Annotated in this window: 20 protein-coding genes; 10 read left to right on the top strand and 10 right to left on the bottom strand. The window is 62.0% G+C overall.

What is annotated here, in order from left to right; genetic code table 11:
• Positions 1-92: 92 nt before the first annotated feature.
• A complete protein-coding gene (locus ACM6JM_RS21305) occupies positions 93-467 on the top strand; it encodes a hypothetical protein (protein ID WP_039765049.1) in 375 nt (124 codons plus the stop codon).
• Here ACM6JM_RS21305 and ACM6JM_RS21310 read toward each other — a convergent pair.
• Positions 464-1,663 (bottom strand): N-acetylmuramoyl-L-alanine amidase, encoded by a 1,200-nt coding sequence (locus ACM6JM_RS21310; protein ID WP_414882453.1) that lies wholly within the window; start codon positions 1,661-1,663, stop codon positions 464-466. The genes ACM6JM_RS21305 and ACM6JM_RS21310 overlap by 4 nt on opposite strands.
• An 84-nt stretch (positions 1,664-1,747) precedes the next feature.
• Here ACM6JM_RS21310 and folE2 point away from each other — a divergent pair, with 84 nt between their 5' ends.
• From folE2 to ACM6JM_RS21340, 6 genes are read left to right on the top strand one after another with little or no spacing between them, the layout of a single operon-like run.
• Positions 1,748-2,644, top strand: a complete 897-nt coding sequence (gene folE2, locus ACM6JM_RS21315) for a GTP cyclohydrolase FolE2 (RefSeq protein ID WP_039765046.1) — start codon at positions 1,748-1,750, stop codon at positions 2,642-2,644.
• Complete coding sequence (locus tag ACM6JM_RS21320; RefSeq protein ID WP_074689873.1) at positions 2,641-3,309, top strand: metal ABC transporter ATP-binding protein; 669 nt, start codon at positions 2,641-2,643, stop codon at positions 3,307-3,309. The genes folE2 and ACM6JM_RS21320 overlap by 4 nt, the downstream gene beginning before the upstream one ends.
• Entirely contained in the window at positions 3,309-4,175 is an 867-nt protein-coding gene (locus tag ACM6JM_RS21325; RefSeq protein WP_039765042.1) for a metal ABC transporter permease, read from the top strand. The genes ACM6JM_RS21320 and ACM6JM_RS21325 overlap by 1 nt, the downstream gene beginning before the upstream one ends.
• A gap of 11 nt (positions 4,176-4,186) precedes the next feature.
• Positions 4,187-5,062, top strand: a complete 876-nt coding sequence (locus tag ACM6JM_RS21330) for a metal ABC transporter substrate-binding protein (protein WP_039765040.1) — start codon at positions 4,187-4,189, stop codon at positions 5,060-5,062.
• Complete coding sequence (locus ACM6JM_RS21335; protein ID WP_074689871.1) at positions 5,059-5,619, top strand: carbonate dehydratase; 561 nt, start codon at positions 5,059-5,061, stop codon at positions 5,617-5,619. Before ACM6JM_RS21330 ends, ACM6JM_RS21335 begins: the two co-directional genes overlap by 4 nt.
• Before the next feature lie 3 nt (positions 5,620-5,622).
• On the top strand, positions 5,623-6,960 hold the full coding sequence (locus ACM6JM_RS21340) for a dihydroorotase (RefSeq protein ID WP_414882454.1): 1,338 nt from the start codon (positions 5,623-5,625) through the stop codon (positions 6,958-6,960).
• A gap of 46 nt (positions 6,961-7,006) precedes the next feature.
• On the opposite strand, the gene ACM6JM_RS21345 is transcribed toward ACM6JM_RS21340, so the two are convergent.
• On the bottom strand, positions 7,007-7,525 hold the full coding sequence (locus tag ACM6JM_RS21345) for a DUF3617 domain-containing protein (protein ID WP_007954220.1): 519 nt from the start codon (positions 7,523-7,525) through the stop codon (positions 7,007-7,009).
• Between the two features lie 146 nt (positions 7,526-7,671).
• Between ACM6JM_RS21345 and cls the strand changes: the two genes are divergently transcribed.
• Positions 7,672-9,111, top strand: coding sequence for a cardiolipin synthase (cls, locus tag ACM6JM_RS21350; protein ID WP_039765034.1), 1,440 nt, complete (start codon positions 7,672-7,674; stop codon positions 9,109-9,111).
• A 2-nt stretch (positions 9,112-9,113) separates the two neighbouring features.
• Here cls and cfaB read toward each other — a convergent pair whose 3' ends face one another.
• The 5 genes from cfaB to hflK (ACM6JM_RS21375) form a co-directional block, all read right to left on the bottom strand.
• Positions 9,114-10,301 carry a C17 cyclopropane fatty acid synthase CfaB gene (gene cfaB / locus ACM6JM_RS21355; protein WP_103385797.1) on the bottom strand — a complete coding sequence of 396 codons (1,188 nt, stop codon included), beginning with the start codon at positions 10,299-10,301 and terminating at the stop codon, positions 9,114-9,116.
• 177 nt (positions 10,302-10,478) lie between these two features.
• The gene (locus tag ACM6JM_RS21360; RefSeq protein WP_074689865.1) at positions 10,479-12,386 is read right to left on the bottom strand and encodes a heavy metal translocating P-type ATPase; all 1,908 of its coding nucleotides are present in this window, start codon (positions 12,384-12,386) and stop codon (positions 10,479-10,481) included.
• Positions 12,383-13,441, bottom strand: a complete 1,059-nt coding sequence (gene hflK / locus ACM6JM_RS21365) for a protease modulator HflK (protein ID WP_039765030.1) — start codon at positions 13,439-13,441, stop codon at positions 12,383-12,385. The genes ACM6JM_RS21360 and hflK (ACM6JM_RS21365) overlap by 4 nt, the downstream gene beginning before the upstream one ends.
• Positions 13,438-14,484, bottom strand: a complete 1,047-nt coding sequence (gene hflC, locus ACM6JM_RS21370; RefSeq protein ID WP_045121726.1) for a protease modulator HflC — start codon at positions 14,482-14,484, stop codon at positions 13,438-13,440. Before hflC ends, hflK (ACM6JM_RS21365) begins: the two co-directional genes overlap by 4 nt.
• Positions 14,481-16,427 (bottom strand): protease modulator HflK, encoded by a 1,947-nt coding sequence (gene hflK, locus ACM6JM_RS21375; RefSeq protein ID WP_414882455.1) that lies wholly within the window; start codon positions 16,425-16,427, stop codon positions 14,481-14,483. Before hflK (ACM6JM_RS21375) ends, hflC begins: the two co-directional genes overlap by 4 nt.
• A gap of 210 nt (positions 16,428-16,637) precedes the next feature.
• Here hflK (ACM6JM_RS21375) and lpdA point away from each other — a divergent pair, with 210 nt between their 5' ends.
• Positions 16,638-18,038 carry a dihydrolipoyl dehydrogenase gene (lpdA, locus tag ACM6JM_RS21380; protein WP_039765024.1) on the top strand — a complete coding sequence of 467 codons (1,401 nt, stop codon included), beginning with the start codon at positions 16,638-16,640 and terminating at the stop codon, positions 18,036-18,038.
• A 37-nt stretch (positions 18,039-18,075) separates the two neighbouring features.
• Here lpdA and ACM6JM_RS21385 read toward each other — a convergent pair whose 3' ends face one another.
• Positions 18,076-18,549 (bottom strand): Lrp/AsnC family transcriptional regulator, encoded by a 474-nt coding sequence (locus tag ACM6JM_RS21385; protein WP_414882456.1) that lies wholly within the window; start codon positions 18,547-18,549, stop codon positions 18,076-18,078.
• 144 nt (positions 18,550-18,693) lie between these two features.
• Here ACM6JM_RS21385 and ACM6JM_RS21390 point away from each other — a divergent pair, with 144 nt between their 5' ends.
• Complete coding sequence (locus ACM6JM_RS21390; protein ID WP_039765022.1) at positions 18,694-19,323, top strand: LysE family translocator; 630 nt, start codon at positions 18,694-18,696, stop codon at positions 19,321-19,323.
• Here the strand turns inward: ACM6JM_RS21390 and ACM6JM_RS21395 are convergent.
• The gene (locus tag ACM6JM_RS21395) at positions 19,320-21,458 is read right to left on the bottom strand and encodes a hypothetical protein (RefSeq protein ID WP_414882457.1); all 2,139 of its coding nucleotides are present in this window, start codon (positions 21,456-21,458) and stop codon (positions 19,320-19,322) included. The two genes, ACM6JM_RS21390 and ACM6JM_RS21395, sit on opposite strands and share 4 nt — an antisense overlap.
• The gene (locus tag ACM6JM_RS21400; protein ID WP_163973761.1) at positions 21,445-22,638 is read right to left on the bottom strand and encodes a DUF3142 domain-containing protein; all 1,194 of its coding nucleotides are present in this window, start codon (positions 22,636-22,638) and stop codon (positions 21,445-21,447) included. Before ACM6JM_RS21400 ends, ACM6JM_RS21395 begins: the two co-directional genes overlap by 14 nt.
• Positions 22,639-22,673 lie beyond the last annotated feature (35 nt).

Here is a 22,673-nt window from a genome sequence, read left to right on the forward strand (position 1 = left end):
TGTTATAGTATAACAACAAAATCAATCCACTCTCTTCTTGCCCAAAGTGACAAAGGGCCGGAAGCTGCAATAGGTCGTCGCCGAGTTAAGTCATGAAAACCGCGCTGAAATACTCGTTTATCTGCCTGGCATTGCTGACGCTGAAGGCCGAAGCACAAGTGCCGGGACTCGCCAATTGCACGCGCAGCGCGAACCTTTTGGCGTGCATCGATGCCAACGGCAACGCCTACAGCGTCAACACCGTCGGCAGCACGATTTACCTGCGCGGATTCGAGAAAGCGGGAAACCGCTACTGGGCACAAACCAACAGCCGCTATGGGCAACTGACCTTCTTCACCGGCATCGCTTCCGATGGAGAAGCCTGGGTTGGCTACAACCGGCGAGTGGGCTGGACGACGATCAATCGGTTCTCCAGCTCAGGCGGCAGCAGTGCGAAGTTCACCTGCAGCCGGATCACTGGCTGCTAAACCCGCGATCCTTTCTGCTCTTGTTGCCAGGCCATATAGCTGTCGACAGGTGGATTCTTCTGGAAATAGCGCTGCAAGCCCTCAAACAAACCGTCTGCTACGGCCTGCTGGTGACGCGCGGTCACCAGACGCTGACTGTCCCGCGCGTTAGAAATGAACCCGGTTTCCACCAGGATTGACGGCACATCCGGCGATTTCAGAACGGCAAATCCAGCCTGTTCCACGCGCTTTTGGTGCAGCGTAGTGATGCCAGCCAGACTGCCCAGCACTGTGCTTCCGAGTTGCAGACTGGCAGCGATGGTTGCGTTCATCGACATGTCGAGGATCACGCCAGCGAGCATCGGATCCTTGTCCTTGAGATTGAGCAGGCTGGTGGCGCCAAGCAGATCCACACCGTTCTCACGCTGCGCCATGAACCGCGCGGTGGCGGACGTAGCGCCACCTTCGGACAAGCAGTACACCGACGCCCCGGAAGCCGTCAGACGCGGTGCAGCATCGGCGTGCACCGAGATGAACATATCGGCCTTGTGCTGACGCGCAATCTCCACACGCTTGCGCAACGGGACGAAGAAATCGTCGTTACGAACCAGCTTCACATCAAATCCTTTCTCTCGTTTAAGCCGACGTGCGAGTAGTTGTGCAATAGACAAAACCACATCCTTTTCCCGCTCGCCTTTGGCGCCGATTGCACCCGGATCTTTTCCGCCATGACCAGGGTCGACCACCACCATGATGTCGCGCTTGGGGTGGGATTTTTCCTGGGGTGTTTCACGTGGAACGCTTGGAGGCGGCCCCGATGATGCGCTCATCAAGTCCAAAACCAGGCGATGTCCTTGCCCATCTTGAGGCGCCAACAAAAATGAATTGAGCTGAACCGGACTGCTTAAATCCAGCACGATCCGGGTGTTCCCTTGGCCAAAATGGCCGGAGCGGATCGAATGAATAGGGGTGCCGGATAACGCCAACTGGCTGAAATCCCCACTCAGGCTGGCGCCGCTCAAATCGATGATCAACCGCTCCGGCGCACTCAAGGTGAAGGTCTTGTAGCTCACAGGACCACTCAGATCGAACACCAGCCGAAGCTTGTCATCCGAACGCCAAAGCCGCGCATTGCGTATCTGCGTGGCGGACACCGAAAAAGGCAAAACAAAGGCCGCGCTGGCCAGCATCAGGTTGAGCAAGTGGCGTCTGTGCATATGAAAGCCTGTTCATGAAAAAGGCATCGTGGCTTGAATTGTTATAATGTAACATTAAATTCAATCACCATGATGGAACTGCTCATGAACGCGCTGACTTTGCCGGATGTCGCGGCTCAAGCCGCCCGCCAGGCCCTGCCACTCGAATGGGTGGGAATGTGCGGCATTGCATTACCTGTGTTTATCGAAGGCCAACGCTTGGCTGCAAAAGCGGATGCAGGCGTCAGTCTTGATGATGGAGACGCACGCGGCATTCACATGTCGCGGCTCTATCTGGGGCTGGAAGCGCTGGAGCAGGAGAACCTTTCTCCCGCCCTTTTGCGAAAAGTTCTGCAGCGTTTTCTCGACAGCCACGAAGATCTTTCCGAAGCCGCCTATCTCAATATCCACACAGATTTATTGCTGAGAAGGTCGGCATTGGTCAGTCCTTTGGCAGGATGGAAAACCTACCCCGTCACTGTTTCAGCTCACCTGAAAAGCAAAATGTTCCACGTGGAACTGAAAATGGAGGTGGCTTACTCGTCGACTTGCCCGTGTTCTGCAGCATTGGCGAGGCAACTGATCCAGCAACAATTCATCGAAGACTTTGCCAACAAGCCACTGCAGCACGCCGACGTGTTGGCGTGGCTGGGCTCGACCCAAGGCATCGTGGCCACACCTCACAGCCAACGCAGTACCGCCCAGTTGCATTTGCACCTGGACGAATTCGTCGACGAACTACCCCTGACGTCCATCATCAATGACGCCGAAGCAGCCCTCGGCACCGCCGTACAAACCGCCGTAAAGCGCGCCGACGAACAAGCCTTCGCCCTCGCCAATGGCCAGAACCTGATGTTCTGCGAAGACGCTGCCCGACGCCTGAACCTGGCACTGCGTCGCTCACCCGGTGTCAGCGAATTCCACGTACGGGTCATCCACGCCGAAAGCCTTCATGCTCACGACGCCGTCGCCGAGAGTCACTGGCGCCGGGAGCAGCCATGATTCGTTGCCAGAACATGAGCTGGGGAGCCCCCGGCCAACCGCTTACCGCACCGCTCAACCTGAGGTTGGAAAGCGGCAGCCTGACGGCAATCATCGGCGTCAACGGCAGTGGCAAAAGCAGCCTGCTCAAAGTCATCGCCGGATTACAGCGACCGCTGGCTGGCAAAGTCGAACTAGGTGTTCCACGCCAAAGCGGTTTGTCCTTCCTGCCTCAGCAACAGCATCTGGATCGACAGTTCCCGATCAGTCTTCAAGAGTTGGTGGCAGCCGGTTTCTGGGGACGCCGACTGTCGTCGCATCTCAGAGCCCAGCGTCTCGAATCCGCACTGGAAGACTGGCATCTGAGCGGACTGGAACATCGTCCCCTGATGGCCCTCTCCGGCGGAGAACTGCAACGCGCCCTGCTCGCCCGATTGAGTCTGGCCGACACTCCGTTGCTGCTGCTCGACGAACCCCATGCCGCGCTCGACGAACTGGGGCAGAAACTGTTGTGGCAACACCTGCACGCCTGGCATGAGCAGGGACGAACCCTGGTGGTGGTTTGCCATGACCTTGCCGCCGTGCGCCAACACATTCCACAGACCTTGCTGATCAAACAGAGCGGCTGCGCATTCGGCAGCAGCACCGACCTCATTCAGCAAACACCTCACACGCAGGTGGCCTGATGCTCACGCTGAGCCATTTATGGCAACCGTTCCACGAGTTCGTCTTTATGCGCCGGGCCCTCCTCGGCGGTCTGGTCCTGGCGTGCAGCACCGCGCCATTGGGCGTGTTTTTGATCCTGCGCCGGATGAGCCTGATTGGCGACGCCGTCGCCCACGGCATCCTCCCCGGCGCCGCGCTGGGGTTCTGGTTCGCCGGGTTGAGTCTGCCGGCCTTGACCCTCGGCGGACTCGGTGCCGGCCTGAGCATGGCCGGACTCGCCGCGTGGATCACCCGGCGCACCGGCCTGCGCGAAGACGCCAGCCTCGCCGCGATCTATCCCATCTCGTTAGCCAGCGGCGTGCTGATTCTCGGCATCGCCGGCAAGCGACTCGATTTGCTGCACCTGCTGTTCGGCTCCGCTTTGGCGGTCGATGGGCCGACCCTCAACGGCATGCTGTGGGTGTCGGCACTCAGCCTGATGGCCATGGCGCTGATCTACAAACCCTTGCTGCTCGACACCCTCGATCCGTTTTTCCTGCGCACGGTCAGCCGACTCGGCCCCGTGGCCCATGGCGTGTTCCTGACGCTGGTGGTGCTCAATCTGGTGATTGGCTTCCAGGCCATCGGCGCCTTGATGGTGGTCGGCCTGATGATGCTGCCCGCCGCCGCATCACGCTTCTGGAGCCGACGCCTGCCGATCCTGATTGCCATCGCCGCGCTCATCGGTTGCGCATCGGTATGGCTCGGCCTGTTGCTGTCGTTCTACTACTCGCTGCCCAGCGGACCGGCCATCGTGTTGGTCGCCGGCGGCGGTTACCTGTTATCCGTGGTGTTCGGACCGGTGCACGGTCTGTTGCGCCGCCCGCCTTTGCTCACATCCCAATGAGGTGTTTCCCGATGCGCGCTCTACTCGTGCTGTTCAGCCTGATGCTGTCGATGTCGTTATCGGCGGCGGAAAAACTGCCGGTGGTCACCAGTTTCAGCATCCTTGCCGACATGGTGCATCAGGTCGGCGGCGAGCATATCCAGATCACCAACATGGTCGGCCCTGACGCCGATGCCCACACTTACGAACCCACTCCGGACGACGCCAAAGCCCTGCTCAAGGCGAAACTGATCGTCAAGAACGGTCTGGGTTTCGAGCCGTGGCTGGATCGGCTGGTCGCCAGCACCGACACCAGAGCCCCGGTGATCAGCGCCAGTCGCGGCGTAATTCCGCGCTCGCTGGATGAGGACGGCGAAACCGTTCCCGACCCTCACGCCTGGCACAACCTGGCGAACGCCGAGCTGTACGTCGCCAACATCACCAAGGCGCTGATCGCTGCTGACCCTGCAAACAAAGCCGACTACGAGCGCAACAGCCAGGTCTACCTGAAACAGATCTACGCCCTCCTCGCCCAGGCGAAAGCCAAGCTCGGTTCCTTGCCGCCGGGCAACCGCAAGATCGTCACCAGCCACGACGCCTTCGGTTATCTCGGTCAGGCCTACGGCATCGACTTCATGGCGCCACAAGGTCTGTCCACCGAACGCGAACCTTCCGCTGCCGAAGTCGCCGCGCTGATCACCCAGATTCGTCAGGCCAAGGTTAAAGCGGTGTTCATGGAAAACATCAAGGACGCGCGCCTGCTCAAACAGATCGCCGACGAAAGCGGCGCACACATCGGCGGCACGCTGTACTCCGACGCCCTCGCCGCCAGCGGTCCGGCCAGCACCTTCACAGGGCTGTTCGAATACAACCTCAACACTCTTTACCAAGCCCTGAGCCAACCATGATCCGTAAAAATCCTTCCGGTGATTTGCCGCAGATTGCCGAGTCTGCCTACGTCGATAAAACCGCGATCATCTGCGGCAAAGTCGTCATCGGTGAAAACGTATTCGTCGGCCCGTACGCGGTGATCCGCGCCGATGAAGTGGACGCCACAGGCGACATGGAGCCGATCACCATCGGCGCCAATTCGAACATCCAGGACGGCGTGGTGATCCACTCCAAATCCGGCGCGGCGGTGACTATCGGCGAATTCAGCTCCATCGCCCACCGCTCGATCGTGCATGGCCCGTGCACGGTCGGCGACCGGGTGTTCATCGGTTTCAACAGCGTGCTGTTCAATTGCGTGGTGGGCAACGGCTGTGTGGTGCGGCACAACTCGGTGGTCGACGGCCGAGATCTGCCGGACGCGTTCTACGTGCCCTCCACCACGCGCATCGGCCCGGGCACCGACCTCTCGCAATTCCCGCCGGTGAGCGTGAGCGCTTCGGAGTTTTCCGAAGATGTGGCGCGCACCAACGTCGACCTGGTGCGCGGCTACAAAGCCTTGCAGAACGAGTTCTGAATCATGAGCAGTGTGTTGATTCGCAATGCGCGGCTGGTGAACGAGGGGCGTGAGTTCGACGCCGATCTGTTGGTCAGCCACGGGCGCATCGTCAAGATCGCCGGCAGCATCGAAGGGGAAAACGCGACCCGTGAAATCGACGCCGACGGTCAATGGCTGCTGCCGGGAATGATTGATGACCAAGTGCATTTCCGTGAGCCGGGTGCGCCGGCCAAGGGCAGCATCCACACCGAGTCCCGTGCAGCCGTGGCCGGCGGCATCACCAGTTTCATGGACATGCCCAACACCCACCCTGCCACTCTGACTCTCGAAGCGCTGGCCGACAAAAAGCGCCGGGCGGCAATCAACTCGGTGGCCAACTACGGTTTTCACTTCGGCGTCAGTCACGACAATCTGGACACGGTCGCAGCACTCAACCCGAGCGAAGTGGCCGGGGTCAAAGTGTTCATGGGCGCGTCCACCGGCAACATGCTGGTGGACGACCCGCACACCCTCGAGCGCCTGTTCGCTGAAGTGCCGACGATTCTGCTGGCCCACTGCGAACACACCCCGAGCATCGAGGCGAATGCCGCGAACCTGCGCGAACGCTTCGGCAACCAATTGCCAGCCGATGCCCATGCGCTGATCCGTAATGCCGACAGCTGCTTTCGTTCATCGTCTCTGGCGGTGGATCTGGCCAAACGTCATGGCACTCGCCTGCACGTCCTGCACCTGACAACGGCCCGCGAGCTGGCGTTGTTCGAAGACAAACCGCTGTCGCAAAAACGCGTCACCGCCGAAGTCTGCCTGCATCACTTGCTGTTCGATGACCGTGACTATCCGAAGCTTGGCAACCTGATCAAATGCAATCCAGCGATCAAGTCCCAAGCCGATCGTGATGCCTTGCGTCAGGCACTGCTGAGCAATCGACTGGACGTGATCGGCAGCGATCACGCACCGCACACCTGGGCGGAAAAGCAGCAAGCGTATGAACAGGCGCCGTCTGGACTGCCACTGGTGCAACACGCGCTGCCGGCGCTTCTGGAACTGGTGGCGGATGGCGTATTGCCGATCACCACGCTGGTGGCGAAGACCAGCCACCGGGTGGCCGATCTGTTTGCCATTCCGGATCGCGGTTATTTACGTGAAGGATATTGGGCGGATCTGGTGTTGGTTCAACCGGAGCCTGGGGGTGTCGCGGTGTCCCGCCAACCGGTTCTGTCGCAATGTGGCTGGACGCCGTTCGCTCAGCGCAGCTTTCGGCATCGGGTCAGCACGACGATGGTGTCGGGGCAGATCGCGTGGCATGACCATCGGATCCACGACAACTGCCAAGGATTGCCGCTGCGTTTCATGCGCTGAAAAAAAACCGCCTCCACTCGATGTGGAGGCGGTTTCGATAATGACGTTACGCTCTCGGTTTGACCGTGCCGCAATCCTGACCCAGCCAGACTGCCCGGGTTTCCAGACTGCCCTTCTGGTTGATCCCGATCGCATTGAAAGTGCCATTGGCGACGGTGGTGAACTCGCGGTCACTGAGGAACGTCGCGACGCCGGTGCCTTGGGCTTTCGGGCAACTGAAGCGGAATTTCCACTGGTTGCCGACACGCTCGGTGATCTGCTGTTTGCAGCCCGACTGCGGGTCCGCCAGCGGAATATCGTTGGTCGCCACCTGCTGCGGCGTCAGGCAGGCGCGGATACCCTTGCCACCGATATTGATCCCCTGCTTCTCCAGTTCCGCCCGCTGCTGCGGGGTGATCTGGCCCTGAATCTGGCCGAGGATCGATTGCACATCCATCACCTGATCATCGACCTTCACATTGCTCGACGTCATTTCCCACAACCCCGGCTGCAGCATTTGCGCCTGAGCAACCACCGGCAAGGCCAAACCCAGGCCCAGCGCCAAACCCAGCAGACGAACGTTCATTGAAAAACTCCTGATCAGTAGTGGCCGTTAGACGCCGGCCGCCTGTTTCGGTTCATGGCGGGCGCTGACGGCGTGAAAACAAATAGCGACAATCGCCATGGAACATGGTCTGTTAAGCATTGAATCTTCAGGAGCAAGGTTGCCCCATGGATTATTTCGGACCGCACATTTTCGGTTACCTGATCGCCCTGATACACACCCTCGGCTCGATCGCCGCGATCCATGCCGTATTGACCGTACGCACCGCCCAAGGCTCGATCGCCTGGGCGCTGTCGCTGATCTTCATTCCCTACCTCACCCTCATTCCTTATCTGGTGTTCGGCCGCAGCACCTTCGATGGCTACATCAAGGCCCGCCGCCAGGCCAACGAACAAATGCGCCTGGCGATTTCCGAGCTCAACTGGCGGCCGTGGGTGGAAGAGGCCCTGACCGCCCGCGCCTCGAATGCTTACGACTCGTTGCGGGCAATGCCGAAGCTGGGGCGCATGCCGTGCCTGGCCAACAATGAAGTGCAATTGCTGATCAACGGCGCGGCGACCTTCGAGGCGATTTTCCACGCAATCGACCAGGCGCGGGAAGCGGTGCTGATCCAGTTTTTCATCATTCACGATGATCGCCTCGGCCAGCGTTTACGTGACCTGTTGCTGAAGAAAGCCGCCGAAGGCGTGGTGATTCATCTGCTCTACGACCGCATCGGCAGCCACGCCCTGCCCCACAGCTACGTGCAGGCGCTGCGCGATGGCGGCGTCGAGGTCAAGGCGTTCGCCACCCGCAGCGGCTGGCTCAATCGGTTCCAGGTGAATTTTCGCAACCACCGCAAGATCGTGGTGGTCGACGGGCTGATCGGGTTTGTCGGCGGCCACAACGTCGGCGACGAGTACATGGGTGAAAAACCACCGCTGGCGCCGTGGCGCGACACTCACGTCCAGGTGCGCGGCCCGGTGGTGGCGTGCATGCAGGAGTCGTTTGCCGAAGACTGGTTCTGGGCCGCGCGGTCATTGCCGCCGCTGATCCTGCCGGACGCGTACCCGGAGGACGGCGTGCTTTGCCAATTGCTCGCCAGTGGCCCGGCGGATGCTTACGAAACCTGCTCGCTGTTCTTCGTCGAAGCCATCCACGCCGCCACCGAGCGCGTGTGGATCACCAGCCCCTACTTCATTCCCGACGAAGCCGTATTCGCAGCATTGCGCCTCGCGGTGCTGCGCGGAGTCGACGTGCGCCTGTTGCTGCCTTCGCGCCCCGACCACCGCATCGTCTACGCCGCCTCCAGCCTGTATGCGTTCGAAGCGGTGCGCGCCGGCGTGCGGGTATTCCGCTACGAACCGGGTTTCCTGCATCAGAAAGTGGTGTTGATCGACAGCGAAATCAGCGCCATCGGCAGTGCCAACCTGGACAACCGCTCGTTCCGGCTGAATTTCGAGGTAATGCTGCTGACCGTCGACAGCGAATTTGCCGCCAGCGTGGAACAGATGCTCAACGATGATTTCGCCCAGGCCTACGAAGTCGCCAAAGAAGAAAGCCGGGAGATCCACCGCCTGCAACAGGTCGGTATGCGGATCGCCCGGCTGATTTCACCGATCCTCTAGGTTCAAGGGTGGTAGATGTCGTCCCTCGTCCACGGCAGTTCATGGCTGCCATCGGCATGGGCCTTCACGGCGAGGATCTGGTGCAGGTTGATCCAGCCGCGAGCGAACGCATAAGCGCAGCCCGCCAGGTACAGACGCCAGATACGCAGCGCCTGGTCCGGCACCAGTTTCGCAGCGGCTTCGAGGTTGTCCTCAAGCCGTTCGCTCCAGTGGTCCAGCGTGCGCGCGTAGTGCAGGCGCAGACTCTCGACGTCGACGATTTCCAGACCCGCTTCGCTGATCTCGGCCGAGATCATCGCCAGGTGCGGCAGCTCGCCGTTGGGGAACACATATTTCTCGATGAAATCCCCGGCGCCGCGCCCCACAGGGCGGCCATCGGTGTGCTTGGCGGTGATGCCGTGGTTCATCACCAGACCGCCCTCTTTCACCGCGCCGAACAGGGTTTTGCAGTATTCGGCGAGGTTGGCGTGGCCGACGTGCTCGAACATGCCGACGCTGACCACTTTGTCGAAACGCCCGTCCCGGGGCAGATCGCGGTAGTCGAGCAGTTGCAGTTCGATCTGGTCTTCCAGACCTTCGGCTTTCACCCGCTCGCGGGCCAGGGCCAGTTGCTCTTTGCTCAGGGTGATACCGAAGACCTTGGCGCCGAACTCACGGGCGGCATACCGCGCCAGTCCGCCCCAGCCACAACCAACGTCCAGCAGATAGTCGCCGGGCTGCAGGCGCAGCTTGCGGCACAGGTGCCGGAACTTGGCTTGCTGGGCTTGCTCCAGGGATTCGCTGCCGGTTTCGAAATACGCGCAGGAATACGCCATGTCGCTGTCCAGCCACAGCTGGTAGAACGCGTTGGACAGGTCGTAGTGATAGGAGATGGCTTTGGCGTCGGTTTCCTTGTCATGCACGGTGCGCACCGGCTGACTGTCTTCGTCCTCGTCGAGCAGCGCCGTGCTCAACTCATCGCACACCCGGATGACCTCGCTGATCGAGCCTTCCAGTTCGAGTTTGCCCTCGACGAACGCCGCCCCCAGCGCGTCGAGACTTGGATGAGTCAACTGGGACACCATCAACGGGTCCTTGACCACGATGGTGACACTGGGCGTCGGGCCCAGATTGAATTCATGGCCGTCCCAGAGTCGCAGGCGTAGCGGAAGCTGCAGATTCTGTAAGGCCGGTGGAAGTTGCGCGAGCATGGAATATCCCCCTGGTTTCAGACGTCTGATCTGAGGGTAGACCATCCTTGAAAATTAGCAGGCTATCGATTTGATAGTCGCCGACTATCAGCCTCAGAGGCTGTCATCGCGCTGTCATCCCTGGTTCAGTGCGCCTTCTCAAATGACTGCGAGACCGGCGCACAGTTCGAAAATTGATCAGTCCGACGCTTTGAGCTTCAGCAGTGGTTCCTGAAAACGCAGCAAGCGTCCGGCATTGCCCAGCACCAACAGCGTACTCAGATTGTGCAGCAACGCGGCGATCATCGCCCCCGCCGCACCGAGCCAGCCGAAGGCCGCGAACACCACGATGGCCAGCGTCCAGCCCAGACCGATGATCACGTTCACCTGCAAGGTCCGTCGGCACTGGCGGCTCAGGCGCACACAGGTGCCGAGCCGCCGCAGGTCGCTGCCGATCAGTACGATATCGGCGGATGCCAGCGCAATATCCGCGCCGCCCGCGCCCATCGCCACACCCACAACACCCGCCTTGAGCGCCAACGAATCGTTGATCCCGTCGCCGACCACCATCGGCCGGAAGCCGTTGTCGATTTCCTTGAGCACTCGATTGAGCTTGTCTTCGGGCAACGCCTGGGCTTCGACTTCGTGCAGGCCGACATCCCTGGCGAGGGTTTGCGCGACGCTCTGACGGTCACCGGTCAACAGCAGTTGCCGCCCCAACCCGAGATCACGCAGTTCGCTCAACGCAAATCGCGCTTCCGGTTTGACGGTGTCGGCCAGCAACAGCCAGGCAAGGAATTCGCCGTTCAGTGCCAGCCCGGCAATCGGGCCATCGTGTTCGGGGATGGCGGTGGTCGGGATGCCCAACTGCGCAAACAGCTCCGGACGCCCGAGTGCGGCGTCGCCTTGCGCGGTTTTGGCCACTACGCCCAGCCCCTGCCGCTCATGAATATCGGTCAGCACCAGCGCCTCTTCTGCGCTGACCAGTCCGGCCAGCGCGCGGCTGACCGGATGGCTGCTAGCCGCACCCAGGCTTGCAGCCAGCGCCATCACCGACCCGTGATCTGCTCGCAGGCTGTTGATCGATTGCAAGCGCAGCGTGCCGTACGTCAGGGTGCCGGTCTTGTCGACGACCAGCGAAGTGAGATCGGCCAGCTCCTCAAGGAATGCCGAACTGCGAATCAGAATCCCGTGCCGCGCCGCCACCGCCACCCCGGCAATCGCCGTGGCAGGTGCCGACAACACCAGCGCGCATGGGCATGCTGCCACCAGCACCGCGAGCATCGCCTGCGCATCGTTGGTGATAAACCAGGTCACCGCCGCGAGCAGCAACACCAGCACCATGTAGCTGCCGGCATAACGTTCGAGCAACCGGGTGATCGGTGGTTTGGAGCGTTCGGCGTTCTGCATCAGCGCGATGACTTTGCCGAGGGTGGACTCATCCCCGGTGCGAGTCACTTCGATTCGCAGCAGCCCGTCGAGGTTGATCGCACCGCCGAATACCGCCATGCCGACGCCCGCCTCGACCGGCACCGACTCACCGGTGATCGACGCCGTATCGAGGCTGGCCTGGCCGGATAAAACCCGACCGTCCGCCGGCACTCGATCCCCGGCGCGCACTTCGACTTTGTCGCCGGCCTTGAGCGTGCCGTTGTCGACTTCGATGATCGAGCCGTCCGCCTGCACCTTGCGCGCGTGGCTGCGGGTCAATTGGCCGAGGGCATGAATCGCTTCCTCGGAACCGATCACACTGCGTTCTTCCAGCACGTGGCCGAAGATCATGATGATCGGCAACAGCGCCGCCGTGAGCAGATCGCCCGTGGCCCAGGCCCCGATCATCGCCAGGGCGATCAACTGGTCGGTGATGCCGTGCAGGCTCGGATAACGCAGGCTGAACCACGCCGAACGCATTACCGGCACCGCGACTAACAAAGAAGCAAATCCGAGCAGCAACTGACTGACGCCCGTCTGTTCCGGCATCAACCAGCGCCAGATCAACCCCAGACCAAGCAAGCCGAGGGCGAGCATTGCCAAGGTCAACTGGCGCGCGGCGCGGCGTTGTTCGGCCGAGGACAACAAGCTCGGTGCGGTGGTGGTGGCAGTCATTTGCTGGCTCCCTGAATGATCAGGCGTGAATCGTCTTTTGGATCGACCGTGGTGACCGAACCGGCCTGACCGAGAATCTTCGGCATCCGCTCGCGGTACAGACGCAAGAGCATTTGCGGGTCCGTGCCCTGCTGTTGCGCCTTGGCCAGGCTCAATACCGTCGCCGTGTCGGCGGAAGCTCTGGCCAGGCGCTCACCTGCCTGGGCGTGGGCGACTTGCAGCGTGCGGTCAGCCTGTTCGTTGGCGGACTGAGTGAGCTTCTCGGCCTCGGTGCGGGCATTGGCGACCGCTTTGTCGGCTTGCTGGCTGGCGGTGAGGACCGCGTTAAACGCGCTCACCGCCGGCTCCGGCAGACTCGATTGCACATCGACCCGTGCTACTTCGATGCCGATGCCCTGACCGCTCGCCTTCAACTCGGCGAGGCGGCGGTTGATGCCTTGCACCAGATCGCCGCGCAGTCGTTCGCGACGTTCGGCGGCCTGATTGTCAGCGCCGATCAGCTCTGGTCGTGCGACCAGAATCGTGTCCAGGTCCCGCGCGGCCGTCAGCGCCACTGCGCTGCGGGTCACCACTCGATCCAGCGCCGGCAGCACGTGCTCGCCTTGCAGCACAAAGTCATAAGGATCAGTGACCTTGTAGAACACCCGCACATCCAGCTGCACAACACCGGCGTCACCGGTGAGCAGATAACCGGAACCGGCGAGCGCATCACTCAGCGGCGTGGCGAAGGTGGCGACGCGATCCGCCTGCAGGGCCTGATCGCTGCGCAGCAAGTTTTCCACTCTGCGCTCGATCACCCGATCCGCCGCCGGCAATAAAACAACCTGCTCGAACGGCTGCGGCCACGCCAACAACAAACCGGCATTTTGAATGCGGTCCAGCGCTCCGAAATGCAAAACCACCGCGCGATTTTGCGGGTCAATCTGCCGGACATTGGAAAACGCCCAGGCCAATGCCGCGAGCACTGTCACCGCATACAGAGCGAAAAACGCCAGACGTCCCGCTTGAATCCACGGACTGTTCAGCGAATGTGTTCCACGTGGAACTTCATTCATGGCTGCGATCCGCTCTTGCTGTCGAGATTGGGCGGACCGTCGACCAACACCCGAAATGGCGCAGCGTCGGTGCGCAGGATCAGTTTGGTATCTGGCGAAACGATGGTGCCGAGGGTATCCAGCGAGCGCAGCAAGTTGTACAGCTGCGGTGAGCCGGCGTAAGCGCGCCCGTAAATCTGCGCCGCTTCCACCCGCGATTGCGCTTCGATATCGGCAGCTTTCACCGTGGCATCGGCTTGCACGATGCGCGCATCGCGTTCGGCGGCGGAGCGGATTTGCGCTGCCTCTCGCTTGCCGATGGCCGTGCGCTCGGTGGCGATGGTTTCGCGCTCGGCGCGCATCCGGTCAACCGTTGCAGTGAGGGTCACCGATGGCAATGTCAGCCGTTCGATGCCCACCTGCACCACCCGCACGCCGTAAGTGGCGAGCAGTTGCTGATCGATTTGCTGGCGCAACTGCGCTTCAAAATCGGCGATGCGAACCTGGCTGGCATCGGTATTGACCAGATTGGCCAGATCAAAACTGCTGGCCGTGGTTTCCAGTGCCGAGCCGACAAACGTGCGAATCTGCCGCGCCGCTTCGTCCGGCTGGTTCTGCACGGCGCGCATGAAGCGTTGCACGTTGTCGGGATCGCCCTGCACCTGCCAGGCCACGTACGCCTGAACGATGATGCGCAAACCGTCGCGGGTGCCGACGTCCTGCAAGCCGCTGGAGGTTGTGCGCAAACGCAGATCCACCGGAATCGCCGCTTCGAACGGTGCCGGCCAGCGCCAGCTCAGACCCGGCTCCAGCAACACGCGGGACGGATTGCCGAAACGGGTGATGACCGTGGCTTCACCGGAGCGCACTTGCACCAGGCTCGCCGCCGCGATGGCGAACGCCACCAGCAACGCTGCCCAGCCCATACGTTTCCACGGAAAAGGCCCTGCCTCTTCCGGCGCACCGTGGTGATGGTGATGATGCCCGTGATGGTGATGACCGCCGCCATGAGCATGATCGTGGCCGCTGTGGTCATGGTGATCGTGAGTGTGCGACTGGCTCAATGGGTGGCTCCTGGCTGAGCGGTGGTGCGCGCCGGATCTGCCGGCAGCGTGAACGTACGCAGGTCGATGGTCGGTGCGTTACTGCTGCCGCCCAGGCGATGGTCGAGTACCAACAGTTTGGCTTTGCTCAAACCCTGGCTGAGTTGGCTGAAGTATTGCTCCAGCACGAAGGCCTGGCCGGCGCTGGCGTAGGCCTTTTGTTCGGCGCTGAACTTCAGATCCGCCGCCCGGGCGGTGGCATTGATTTCATGGGCGTTGGCACTGGCCTGATCCCGAGCGAGGCTGGCCTGCAACTGCGCCTGGTTACTCGCTTCGGCAGCGGCGCCGCGCTCGCGAGAGATCAACGCCTGAGCGCCGATCTGCGCCGCTTGCACGCTGTGATAGGCATTGGCCGCACCGGCCGGCGGGTGTATCGCTTCGACCACTGTGGCGAGAATTTCCACGCCGCTGTCGAGTTTCTGCAGATCGCTTTGCACGGCGCGGCCGATTTCTTCGGCGAGTCCGGTCCTGTCCTCGCCAAGCAAACCATCGAGTGTGCGCGAGGCAAAGTCATGCACCAGAATCCGGCTGGCGGTGCTGCGGATCAGCGTCGGCACATCGGCGCTGTTGTAGGTGGCGGCCAGTGCGGCTTGATCGCTCAGGCCGATGCGATAGACGAAGCGCACGTCCATGTTGACGATTTGAAAGCTCTGCTGATCGCCCCGGCTGCTGGCGATAACCTGGGACTTGTCATTGACGTGACTGGCGTCCCACAAACGGTTGGCTGTCAGTGGCGCCGGACCTTCTGCCGGGTCCAACTGCACGGGTGCCGGGTTCTCGCCGACGCTGGTCGCCAATTCATGGACCACGCCGTTCTCGACATTCAGCACACGCCCCAACGGCCAGGGCAAACCCGCATGCAGCCCCGGCCCGAACACCTGCACCGGTTTACCGAAACGCTCGTAAATGCCACGGCTTTGCATCGGAATTTCGTGAAGCCCGGTGAGCAACCAGCCCACCGTTGCTACCAGTACCAACACCGGCAAGAACGCGCGGCGCATGTAACTGAAGGCCCAGATCTGACGCAGATCGATGCCGAAGCGGTTATGCAACTCATGCTGCAACGCAAGCAACGGTTGTGGCGGCCAGCGCAGCAGATCGGCGACGAAACTACGGGCCAGCAGCACCGGTTCGAGTTGTTCGCGGCGCGGGCTGAACAACGACAGCAGTGCACGCAGCAGCAATTCCAAGGCAACCAGCCCCGGCAGAATGCCGATCAACACTGCCAGACGCACCGGCCAGATCGCACTGTCACTGGCGAACAACAGGCACAACGCGCCCAGCACCAGACTGATGATTGCAACTCGCGTCAGCTGCGCCAGCGCTCCGGCCTCGGGCCATTGCGCCGGGTTTTCCTGCGCCAGTTGCCGCTCCAGCACCAGCAGACCGAACGCCAAGAGCAACGCGATAGCCGCGCCAACCGTGGCGGACAACCCCACACCCGCCGCCGGCAGCGTCAGATTCCACGTCTGCTCGAGGCTCAGCAGCGCCAGCAACGACCACCCGCCCAGCCACAATGTGGCCGCGCCGATCTGTCCGAGCAGCTGCAGACTGCGCTGGCTCATGCGATCCAGCAGCCGCTCGTACCAGCCTTCCGGCGCAGGTTCTTGCTCAGCCGTCACCGGCACGACGGGACTGATCACCCGCGCCCGCCATTGCGTCACCCACCACTCCGATTGCAGCCCCGCCACCAGCACCAGCAGTGCCGCGCTTTGATTGACCAGCAGCGCGGGCCACAGCGATTGCGGCGCAAACAGCCCGACAAAAAATGCCAGTACCCACCCTGCCCCGGCCAGCGCGCCCAGACTGATCGCCAGGCTACGCAAACGCCGGCCCTGCGTCGCCGCTTGCTGAAAGCGCGGCAATCCGTTCACCGGCGTGCCTTCATCCAGATCGACTTGCATATCCCCCCAAAACCCTTGGCTCACTGCACATATCGTTACGATATAACGAAAGTCGTGAAATATTTGTACTCATTTGCATCATTCAAAGATGGGCAACCTGTCGCTTGCCTGAAGCCTTGACCGAAATGTCTGGAAACGCACATATTACGTTCGTAATTTTAAGCACCAACTACTTTTACCGATCCGCATCCTTCAGCCAGGAGTAAGAGCATGAGCAACTATGACGTGGTGATTCTGGGCGGCGGCCCCGGCGGTTATAACGCAGCGATCCGCGCCGGCCAGCTGGGCCTCAAGGCCGCGTGTGTCGAGGGCCGCGCCACGCTGGGTGGCACCTGTCTGAATGTTGGCTGCATGCCGTCCAAGGCGCTTTTGCATGCGTCAGAGCTCTACGAAGCAGCGCTGGGAGCGGAGTTCGCCAACCTCGGCATCGAGGTCAAACCCACGCTCAACCTTGCGCAAATGATGAAGCAGAAAGACGAAAGCGTGAGCGGCCTGACCAAAGGCATCGAATTCCTGTTCCGCAAGAACAAGGTCGACTGGATCAAAGGCTGGGGCCACATCGACGGCCCCGGAAAAGTCAGCGTGACCGGCGATCAGGGTAGCCGGATCGAGCTGACTGCCAAGGACATCGTCATCGCCACCGGCTCCGAGCCCACTCCCCTGCCCGGCGTGGAGATCGACAACAAGCGCATCCTCGACTCCACCGGCGCGCTGTCCTTGAGCGAAGTGCCCAAACATCTGGTGGTGATCGGCGCAGGCGTGATCGGCCTCGAACTCGGTTCGGTCTGGCGCCGGCTCGGTGCGCAGGTAACCGTGGTGGAATACCTCGACCGCATCTGCCCCGGTGTCGACGGCGAAGCCGGCAAGACTCTGCAACGCTCACTGAGTAAACAGGGCATCAGCTTCAAGCTGAGCTCGAAAGTGACCAGCGCCACCTCCTCGGCCACTGGCGTACAACTCAGCGTCGAACCTGCCGCTGGCGGCAGCGCGGAAATCCTTGAAGCCGATTATGTGCTGGTGGCCATCGGTCGTCGTCCGTACACCCAGGGCCTGGGCCTGGAAAACGTCGGCCTGAGCACCGACAAACGCGGCATGCTCGCCAACAAACAGCATCGCACGGAAGCGCCTGGCGTGTGGGTGATCGGTGACGTGACCTCCGGGCCGATGCTCGCGCACAAGGCCGAAGACGAAGCCATGGCCTGCATCGAGCAGATCGTCGGCAAGGCCGGCGAGGTCAATTACGAGCTGATTCCCAACGTGATCTACACCCGCCCGGAGCTGGCCAGCGTCGGCAAGACCGAGGAGCAGCTGAAGGCTGAAGGCCGGGCGTACAAGGTCGGCAAATTCCCGTTCACCGCCAACAGCCGGGCGAAGATCAATCACGAGACCGAAGGCTTTGCCAAAGTCATCGCTGATGAGCGCACCGACGAAGTCCTCGGCGTACACCTGGTCGGCCCGAGCGTCAGCGAAATGATCGGCGAGTTCTGCGTGGCCATGGAATTCAGCGCCTCGGCCGAAGACATCGCGCTGACCTGTCACCCGCATCCAACCCGCTCCGAAGCGCTTCGTCAGGCAGCAATGAATGTCGAGGGGATGGCGACGCAGATGTAAGCCCTGTGCGAATACTTCCCGCGCAATGCGGGAAGTATCAGGCTGGCAGATGCCCCAGCGGCAACGCGCCAGGCGTCTTCACCGTGTGGATCGCAAAATTGCTGCGGATATCGCTCACTCCCGGCAGCTTCAACAGGCACCCGGTGAGAAAGCGGTCATAGGCGCGCAGATCCGGCACCACCACTTGCAGCAGAAAGTCCGACTCCCCGGACACCAGAAACGCCGAAATCACCTCCGGCAACGCCGTCACCGCCCGGTGAAACGCCTCGGCCTGTTCGTCGTTGTGGCGCTCGACCTTGACCCCGACAAACACCGTCAGCCCCAGCCCCACTTCATCACGATCCAGATTGGCCTGATATCCGCGAATCACCCCGGCCTCTTCTAGCATCCGCACCCGGCGCAGACACGGCGACGCCGACAGGCCGATTTCGTCGGCCAGTTGTACGTTGCTCAGGCGTCCGTCCCTTTGCAGCGCGGCGAGTATCTTGCGGTCGAAGGCATCCAGTTTCATGGTTGGCAGATCCTGATGGTTTATGCGGTGAAAGAGCGCAGATTATGCCAATCAAGACGCCTTTAGAAGCTGACTACGCAACCACCTGCCCTGCCCTTCGGCCCTAGACTGAGGCTACCGAATCGACAACGAAAGGGGTGCGACATGGCGAGTCTCTGGCTGTTTTTCCTGGCGCTGGCAGTGGTCTTTCTGTTGCCCGGCCCGGACATGATCCTGCTGTTGCAGACCGGTGCCCGTCAGGGACGCGGCGCAGCGCTGGCCACGGCGGTGGGTCTGGCCATCGCCCGAGGCTGTCATGTAGCGCTCGCGGCGCTGGGGCTGGCGGCGCTGTTCAAGGCGGCGCCGTGGACCTTCGATGCTGTGCGGATCGCCGGGGCGGCGTATTTGCTGTGGATCGGCATTCAATGCCTGCGCACCACGCTGTTGCCGGATCTGGACGCCGGCACCGTGACGGACAGTCATGCGCAGTGGTATGCAGCCATCCGCCGCGGCCTGCTGACCAACCTGCTCAACCCGAAAGCGTTACTGTTCTGCTCGGTGCTGCTGCCGCAGTTCATCGTGGCAAATGGCGCAGCGGTGCTGACCCAGTTCGCCGTGCTCGGTGCGATGCTGGTGGGCACAGGTCTGCTGTTCGACAGCGCCTACGCCCTGACCGGCGCCGCGCTGGGCCGCTGGCTGAAACACAGCCCGACGGCCCAGCGGGTGCAGCAGTGGCTGTTCGGCAGCCTGTTGATCGGCTTCGCCGTGCGCCTGACGTTCGTCCAGCAGGCTTAGGCTTTGCGGGCCTTACGCTGGCGGCGGGTGATCAGCAGCAACGCCACAGCAGTGAAGGCCACGATCGCTCCGATCTGCACCGGCCACTTGTACGGCCGCAGTGTCGAACGCACCGAATCGGTCACCTGAGTGACGTAGCGCTTGTCAGCGTTTTCAAAATCCGGATAAGGGCATTGATGGCCGAAATCCACGGCCCACGGGACGTACGGCCCTTCATCGACATAACGTTTGTACAACGCGCTCTGCTCTTCCAGGCTGCTGTTCCAGCCCGCCGCCGAGCACAACACAGCGGCGAACGCCTGGCTGGTGTGCGGCAGATTATCTGCCGCACGACTGGCCAGCGCCGTGGCGACAAAACGATAGTGATAACGCTCATCCGGTTGCGCTTCACTGGCCTTCTGACGTCGCACTTCGGCCTCGCTGACCAGCGGCCCGACTTTCAGCTCGGTGTTTTCCAGGCTGTAGTTGCCGCCGAAGGTCGCGTAATCCGGGGCCATTTCGTAGCCCAGGATGTCCATGCCCCACTCACGGGCTGTCCACGCAGCATTGAACAGTGCGCTGGCACGTTGGGTCGGCCACCACGCTGAGTCGGCCTTCAGGCGTTGCTCGCCATAGAGCCGGGCCTTGTTCTGCAGATCGGCATTGTCGAAATAACCGACCGCTTCTGCGTAGTGCCCCTCACGCAACAAGCGCCGCCCCAGCAGATTGCGCAGGCTGGCGGCCACCGGCAGCGGCACGTAATTGTCGCGATCCTGCTGGCTCAGCGCGGGCGGTGCCGGCACGTTGGTATCGACATAGTTTTTCAGCTCCTCGACCGTCAGCACTCGCTCGGCCACGGTCGCAGCGTCGAACCAGTAAAGGTGCTGGCTGCGATACAACTGGTCGAAGGCCTGCAGGTACTCGCCACGTTGCAGCGCAAGAATTGCGCTTTCACCTTCGACCCGGCATTTGGGCTGCACGGTTTCGAGATTCCAGTCGGCGGTGCGCCGCTCGCCCCAGGATTCGTCCTGCGGGAACGCTTGCGCAGCCTTCGCGTAGGCCGCAGCCGCTGCGTTCCGATCGCCATCGCGCACCGCCAGTTTTGCCCGCAGCCACCACGCCAGACCGCTGTCGCCAGCGTGTTCGAGGAACGCCTTGGCGCTGGCGTAATCGCCTTGCTGATAATTCATCGCCGCCAGGCGATCAGCGTTGTCGAGGCTGCCTCGGGTACTCGCTTGCAGCGCTTTGACCAGCTTCTTCTCGTTCGGCGGTTCATCGCCGAACGACCAGCCAATGCGGCTAATCAGCGAGGCGGTCACCAGTTGCTGCACCGCTTCGCGGCGCAGCAATTTCGCCAGCCGATCTTCGGGCTCCTCGGCCAGTTCGTTCATCAACTGCTTCAGCGAGGTGTAACCGACGTTCGAGCCGTGCAGGTTTTGCGCGGCATACAGCTTGATGGCGTTGTTCCAGTCACCCGCCATGCGCAACGCCCGCGCCTCTTCGCCAAGGCTGGCCACGCCCAGTTCCAGCGGATCGCTGAAGCCGTCGATGCTCAGTTGCCGCGTCTGGCGGAACGCGTCGATAGCGTTTTCCCAGGCTTCAAGCGCATCGCCCGCTTCGCTGCTCATGGCAAAGTACGCCCGGCCCAGAGAATAGGCAGCCCAGGTGCTGCGCAACGCACGCTGATCGGCCGGCAGCGCCAGCAACTGACGGAAATACTCGACCGCCAGTTGATGGTCACCGGCGCCGAACGCCACCGCGCCCGCCACATACAGACGCAGTTCCGCCGGCAGGCTCGCACCCTGCGCGTCGACCTGACGCGCGTCGGTCAGGCTGCGCAGCTGTTTGACCAGCGCTTGCTGTTCAGGCGTCAGGCCGATCTGCTCGGCCTTGTCGCGCACCTCGGCGGGTTCTGGCGCCTCGGCGTAGATGTCATCCGGATTGTGGGTGGCGGCGGTGACGTTCTTCAGCCCGGCGATGGTTTTGCCGAGGCGACTGATCTCGAACCTGAAGTTGCCCTCCGGCAGCTCCGCCAGCGATTGCCCGCGATCGTCGAGCAGACGCATCGGGAAGTCCGGGCCACAGGCCAGCGCCGAGCCCAGCGGCAGGCTGAGGCTCAGGCAAAGCAGATGGCGGGGCCAGTTACGGGTCAACATGCGAACCTCCTTGATCAATATTTGCGCAGCGTGCCCAACCGATCGCGCGCTGCCCTCCCGCCGGCAATCGGCCGTCGCGCAGGCGGGTGAAGGTAAGCAGATCCGGGTCTTGTTGCAACGAATAACCGGCGAGCGCGTCAGCGCCTTCGCAGCCCCGGGCCTGGATGGTGATGCGGGCGGGCCAGGCGCTGTCGAGGTTACCGACGTTACGCAGGGCAATGTCTTGCAGGCCATTCTGTTCGGTAAACACCACGCCGAGCTGGCTGCTCAACGCATCGCCTCGGGCGACCGCGCGCAGCGTGCTCAGGCTCCAGGCTCTGCGGTCGTTGGCCAACGGCAGACGAAACCAGATCAGGCCGGCCAGATGCGCCGGGCGATCCTCGCGCAATTCATTGGCGAGTCGGCCCAGTTGTTGCGGATCGGCGAGCAATTCGCGCCGCTGACCACCGCGCTCGAGCGGTACTTCGCTTTCCACCACCGGAGCGCCATCGACATCCGGCAACAGCGCTACACCATAGGCCGGCAGCGCCAGATAAAACGGTTTGTCGGTCACTCGCCCCCAGGCCTTGGCCCAGCGCTGCGCCTGTTCGGAGTCGAACAGACCGCGACGCGGATCGCTGACGGCATGCACCTGCAACACACTGCTGTCGACGGTCGCCAGCAACGCCGGCAATTGCGGACTGTCGAGCCAGGCAGGTAACGCAGTGATGCTCAGGGGCAGATTGGCCGGCAATGCCGTACGCAAGTGAGCAAGGAATCCGATGTAAGCAGGCAGGCGGGCATTGCCGGCGTCATGGTCGATCTCGATGCCGGCCAGCGTGAGCCCCTGACCTTGCCAGTCAGCAAGCACTTGGAGGATCTGCGCCGTGACCGCTTGCGAATCGAGCGCCTTGAGCTGGCCGTCGAGGCGAATCACCGCGATCAACGGCCGGGCATCGCGTCTCAGCAACGCAGAATCGACGCGTGCCCGACTCCATCCGGCATTCGGGAACGCCTGCAACGCCAAGACCCGCAACGTCGAAAAGTCGTTGCGACTGTCATTCAGGGCAAGCTCATGGGCCGGCGTCCATTGCCGTTGCCAGACGTAAAGTTGCTGATCGAGTGGCACTGCGTCCTGTCGCTCACAAGCACACAGCAACAACACAGCCACCAGGGCGGACCACCCGATGATAAAGCGCATACCTTGCAGATCCCTGAGACATCAGGCTGCAAGGT

The sequence above is a fragment of the Pseudomonas sp. IT-P2 genome, from assembly GCF_949767575.1.
In the GTDB taxonomy this organism is placed as follows: Bacteria; Pseudomonadota; Gammaproteobacteria; order Pseudomonadales; family Pseudomonadaceae; genus Aquipseudomonas; species Aquipseudomonas pharyngis.

Coding starts and splice junctions, on each gene's coding strand:
- lpdA (WP_039765024.1), top strand. CDS start 16,638: ATGAGCAACTATGACGTGGTGATTCTGGGCGGCGGCCCCGGCGGTTAT.
- hflK (WP_414882455.1), bottom strand. CDS start 16,427: ATGCAAGTCGATCTGGATGAAGGCACGCCGGTGAACGGATTGCCGCGC.
- ACM6JM_RS21325 (WP_039765042.1), top strand. CDS start 3,309: ATGCTCACGCTGAGCCATTTATGGCAACCGTTCCACGAGTTCGTCTTT.
- ACM6JM_RS21335 (WP_074689871.1), top strand. CDS start 5,059: ATGATCCGTAAAAATCCTTCCGGTGATTTGCCGCAGATTGCCGAGTCT.
- ACM6JM_RS21395 (WP_414882457.1), bottom strand. CDS start 21,458: ATGTTGACCCGTAACTGGCCCCGCCATCTGCTTTGCCTGAGCCTCAGC.
- ACM6JM_RS21340 (WP_414882454.1), top strand. CDS start 5,623: ATGAGCAGTGTGTTGATTCGCAATGCGCGGCTGGTGAACGAGGGGCGT.
- ACM6JM_RS21320 (WP_074689873.1), top strand. CDS start 2,641: ATGATTCGTTGCCAGAACATGAGCTGGGGAGCCCCCGGCCAACCGCTT.
- ACM6JM_RS21330 (WP_039765040.1), top strand. CDS start 4,187: ATGCGCGCTCTACTCGTGCTGTTCAGCCTGATGCTGTCGATGTCGTTA.
- ACM6JM_RS21310 (WP_414882453.1), bottom strand. CDS start 1,663: ATGCACAGACGCCACTTGCTCAACCTGATGCTGGCCAGCGCGGCCTTT.
- ACM6JM_RS21400 (WP_163973761.1), bottom strand. CDS start 22,638: ATGCGCTTTATCATCGGGTGGTCCGCCCTGGTGGCTGTGTTGTTGCTG.
- folE2 (WP_039765046.1), top strand. CDS start 1,748: ATGAACGCGCTGACTTTGCCGGATGTCGCGGCTCAAGCCGCCCGCCAG.
- ACM6JM_RS21385 (WP_414882456.1), bottom strand. CDS start 18,549: ATGAAACTGGATGCCTTCGACCGCAAGATACTCGCCGCGCTGCAAAGG.
- hflK (WP_039765030.1), bottom strand. CDS start 13,441: ATGAATGAAGTTCCACGTGGAACACATTCGCTGAACAGTCCGTGGATT.
- ACM6JM_RS21345 (WP_007954220.1), bottom strand. CDS start 7,525: ATGAACGTTCGTCTGCTGGGTTTGGCGCTGGGCCTGGGTTTGGCCTTG.
- ACM6JM_RS21305 (WP_039765049.1), top strand. CDS start 93: ATGAAAACCGCGCTGAAATACTCGTTTATCTGCCTGGCATTGCTGACG.
- ACM6JM_RS21360 (WP_074689865.1), bottom strand. CDS start 12,386: ATGACTGCCACCACCACCGCACCGAGCTTGTTGTCCTCGGCCGAACAA.
- ACM6JM_RS21390 (WP_039765022.1), top strand. CDS start 18,694: ATGGCGAGTCTCTGGCTGTTTTTCCTGGCGCTGGCAGTGGTCTTTCTG.
- cls (WP_039765034.1), top strand. CDS start 7,672: ATGGATTATTTCGGACCGCACATTTTCGGTTACCTGATCGCCCTGATA.
- cfaB (WP_103385797.1), bottom strand. CDS start 10,301: ATGCTCGCGCAACTTCCACCGGCCTTACAGAATCTGCAGCTTCCGCTA.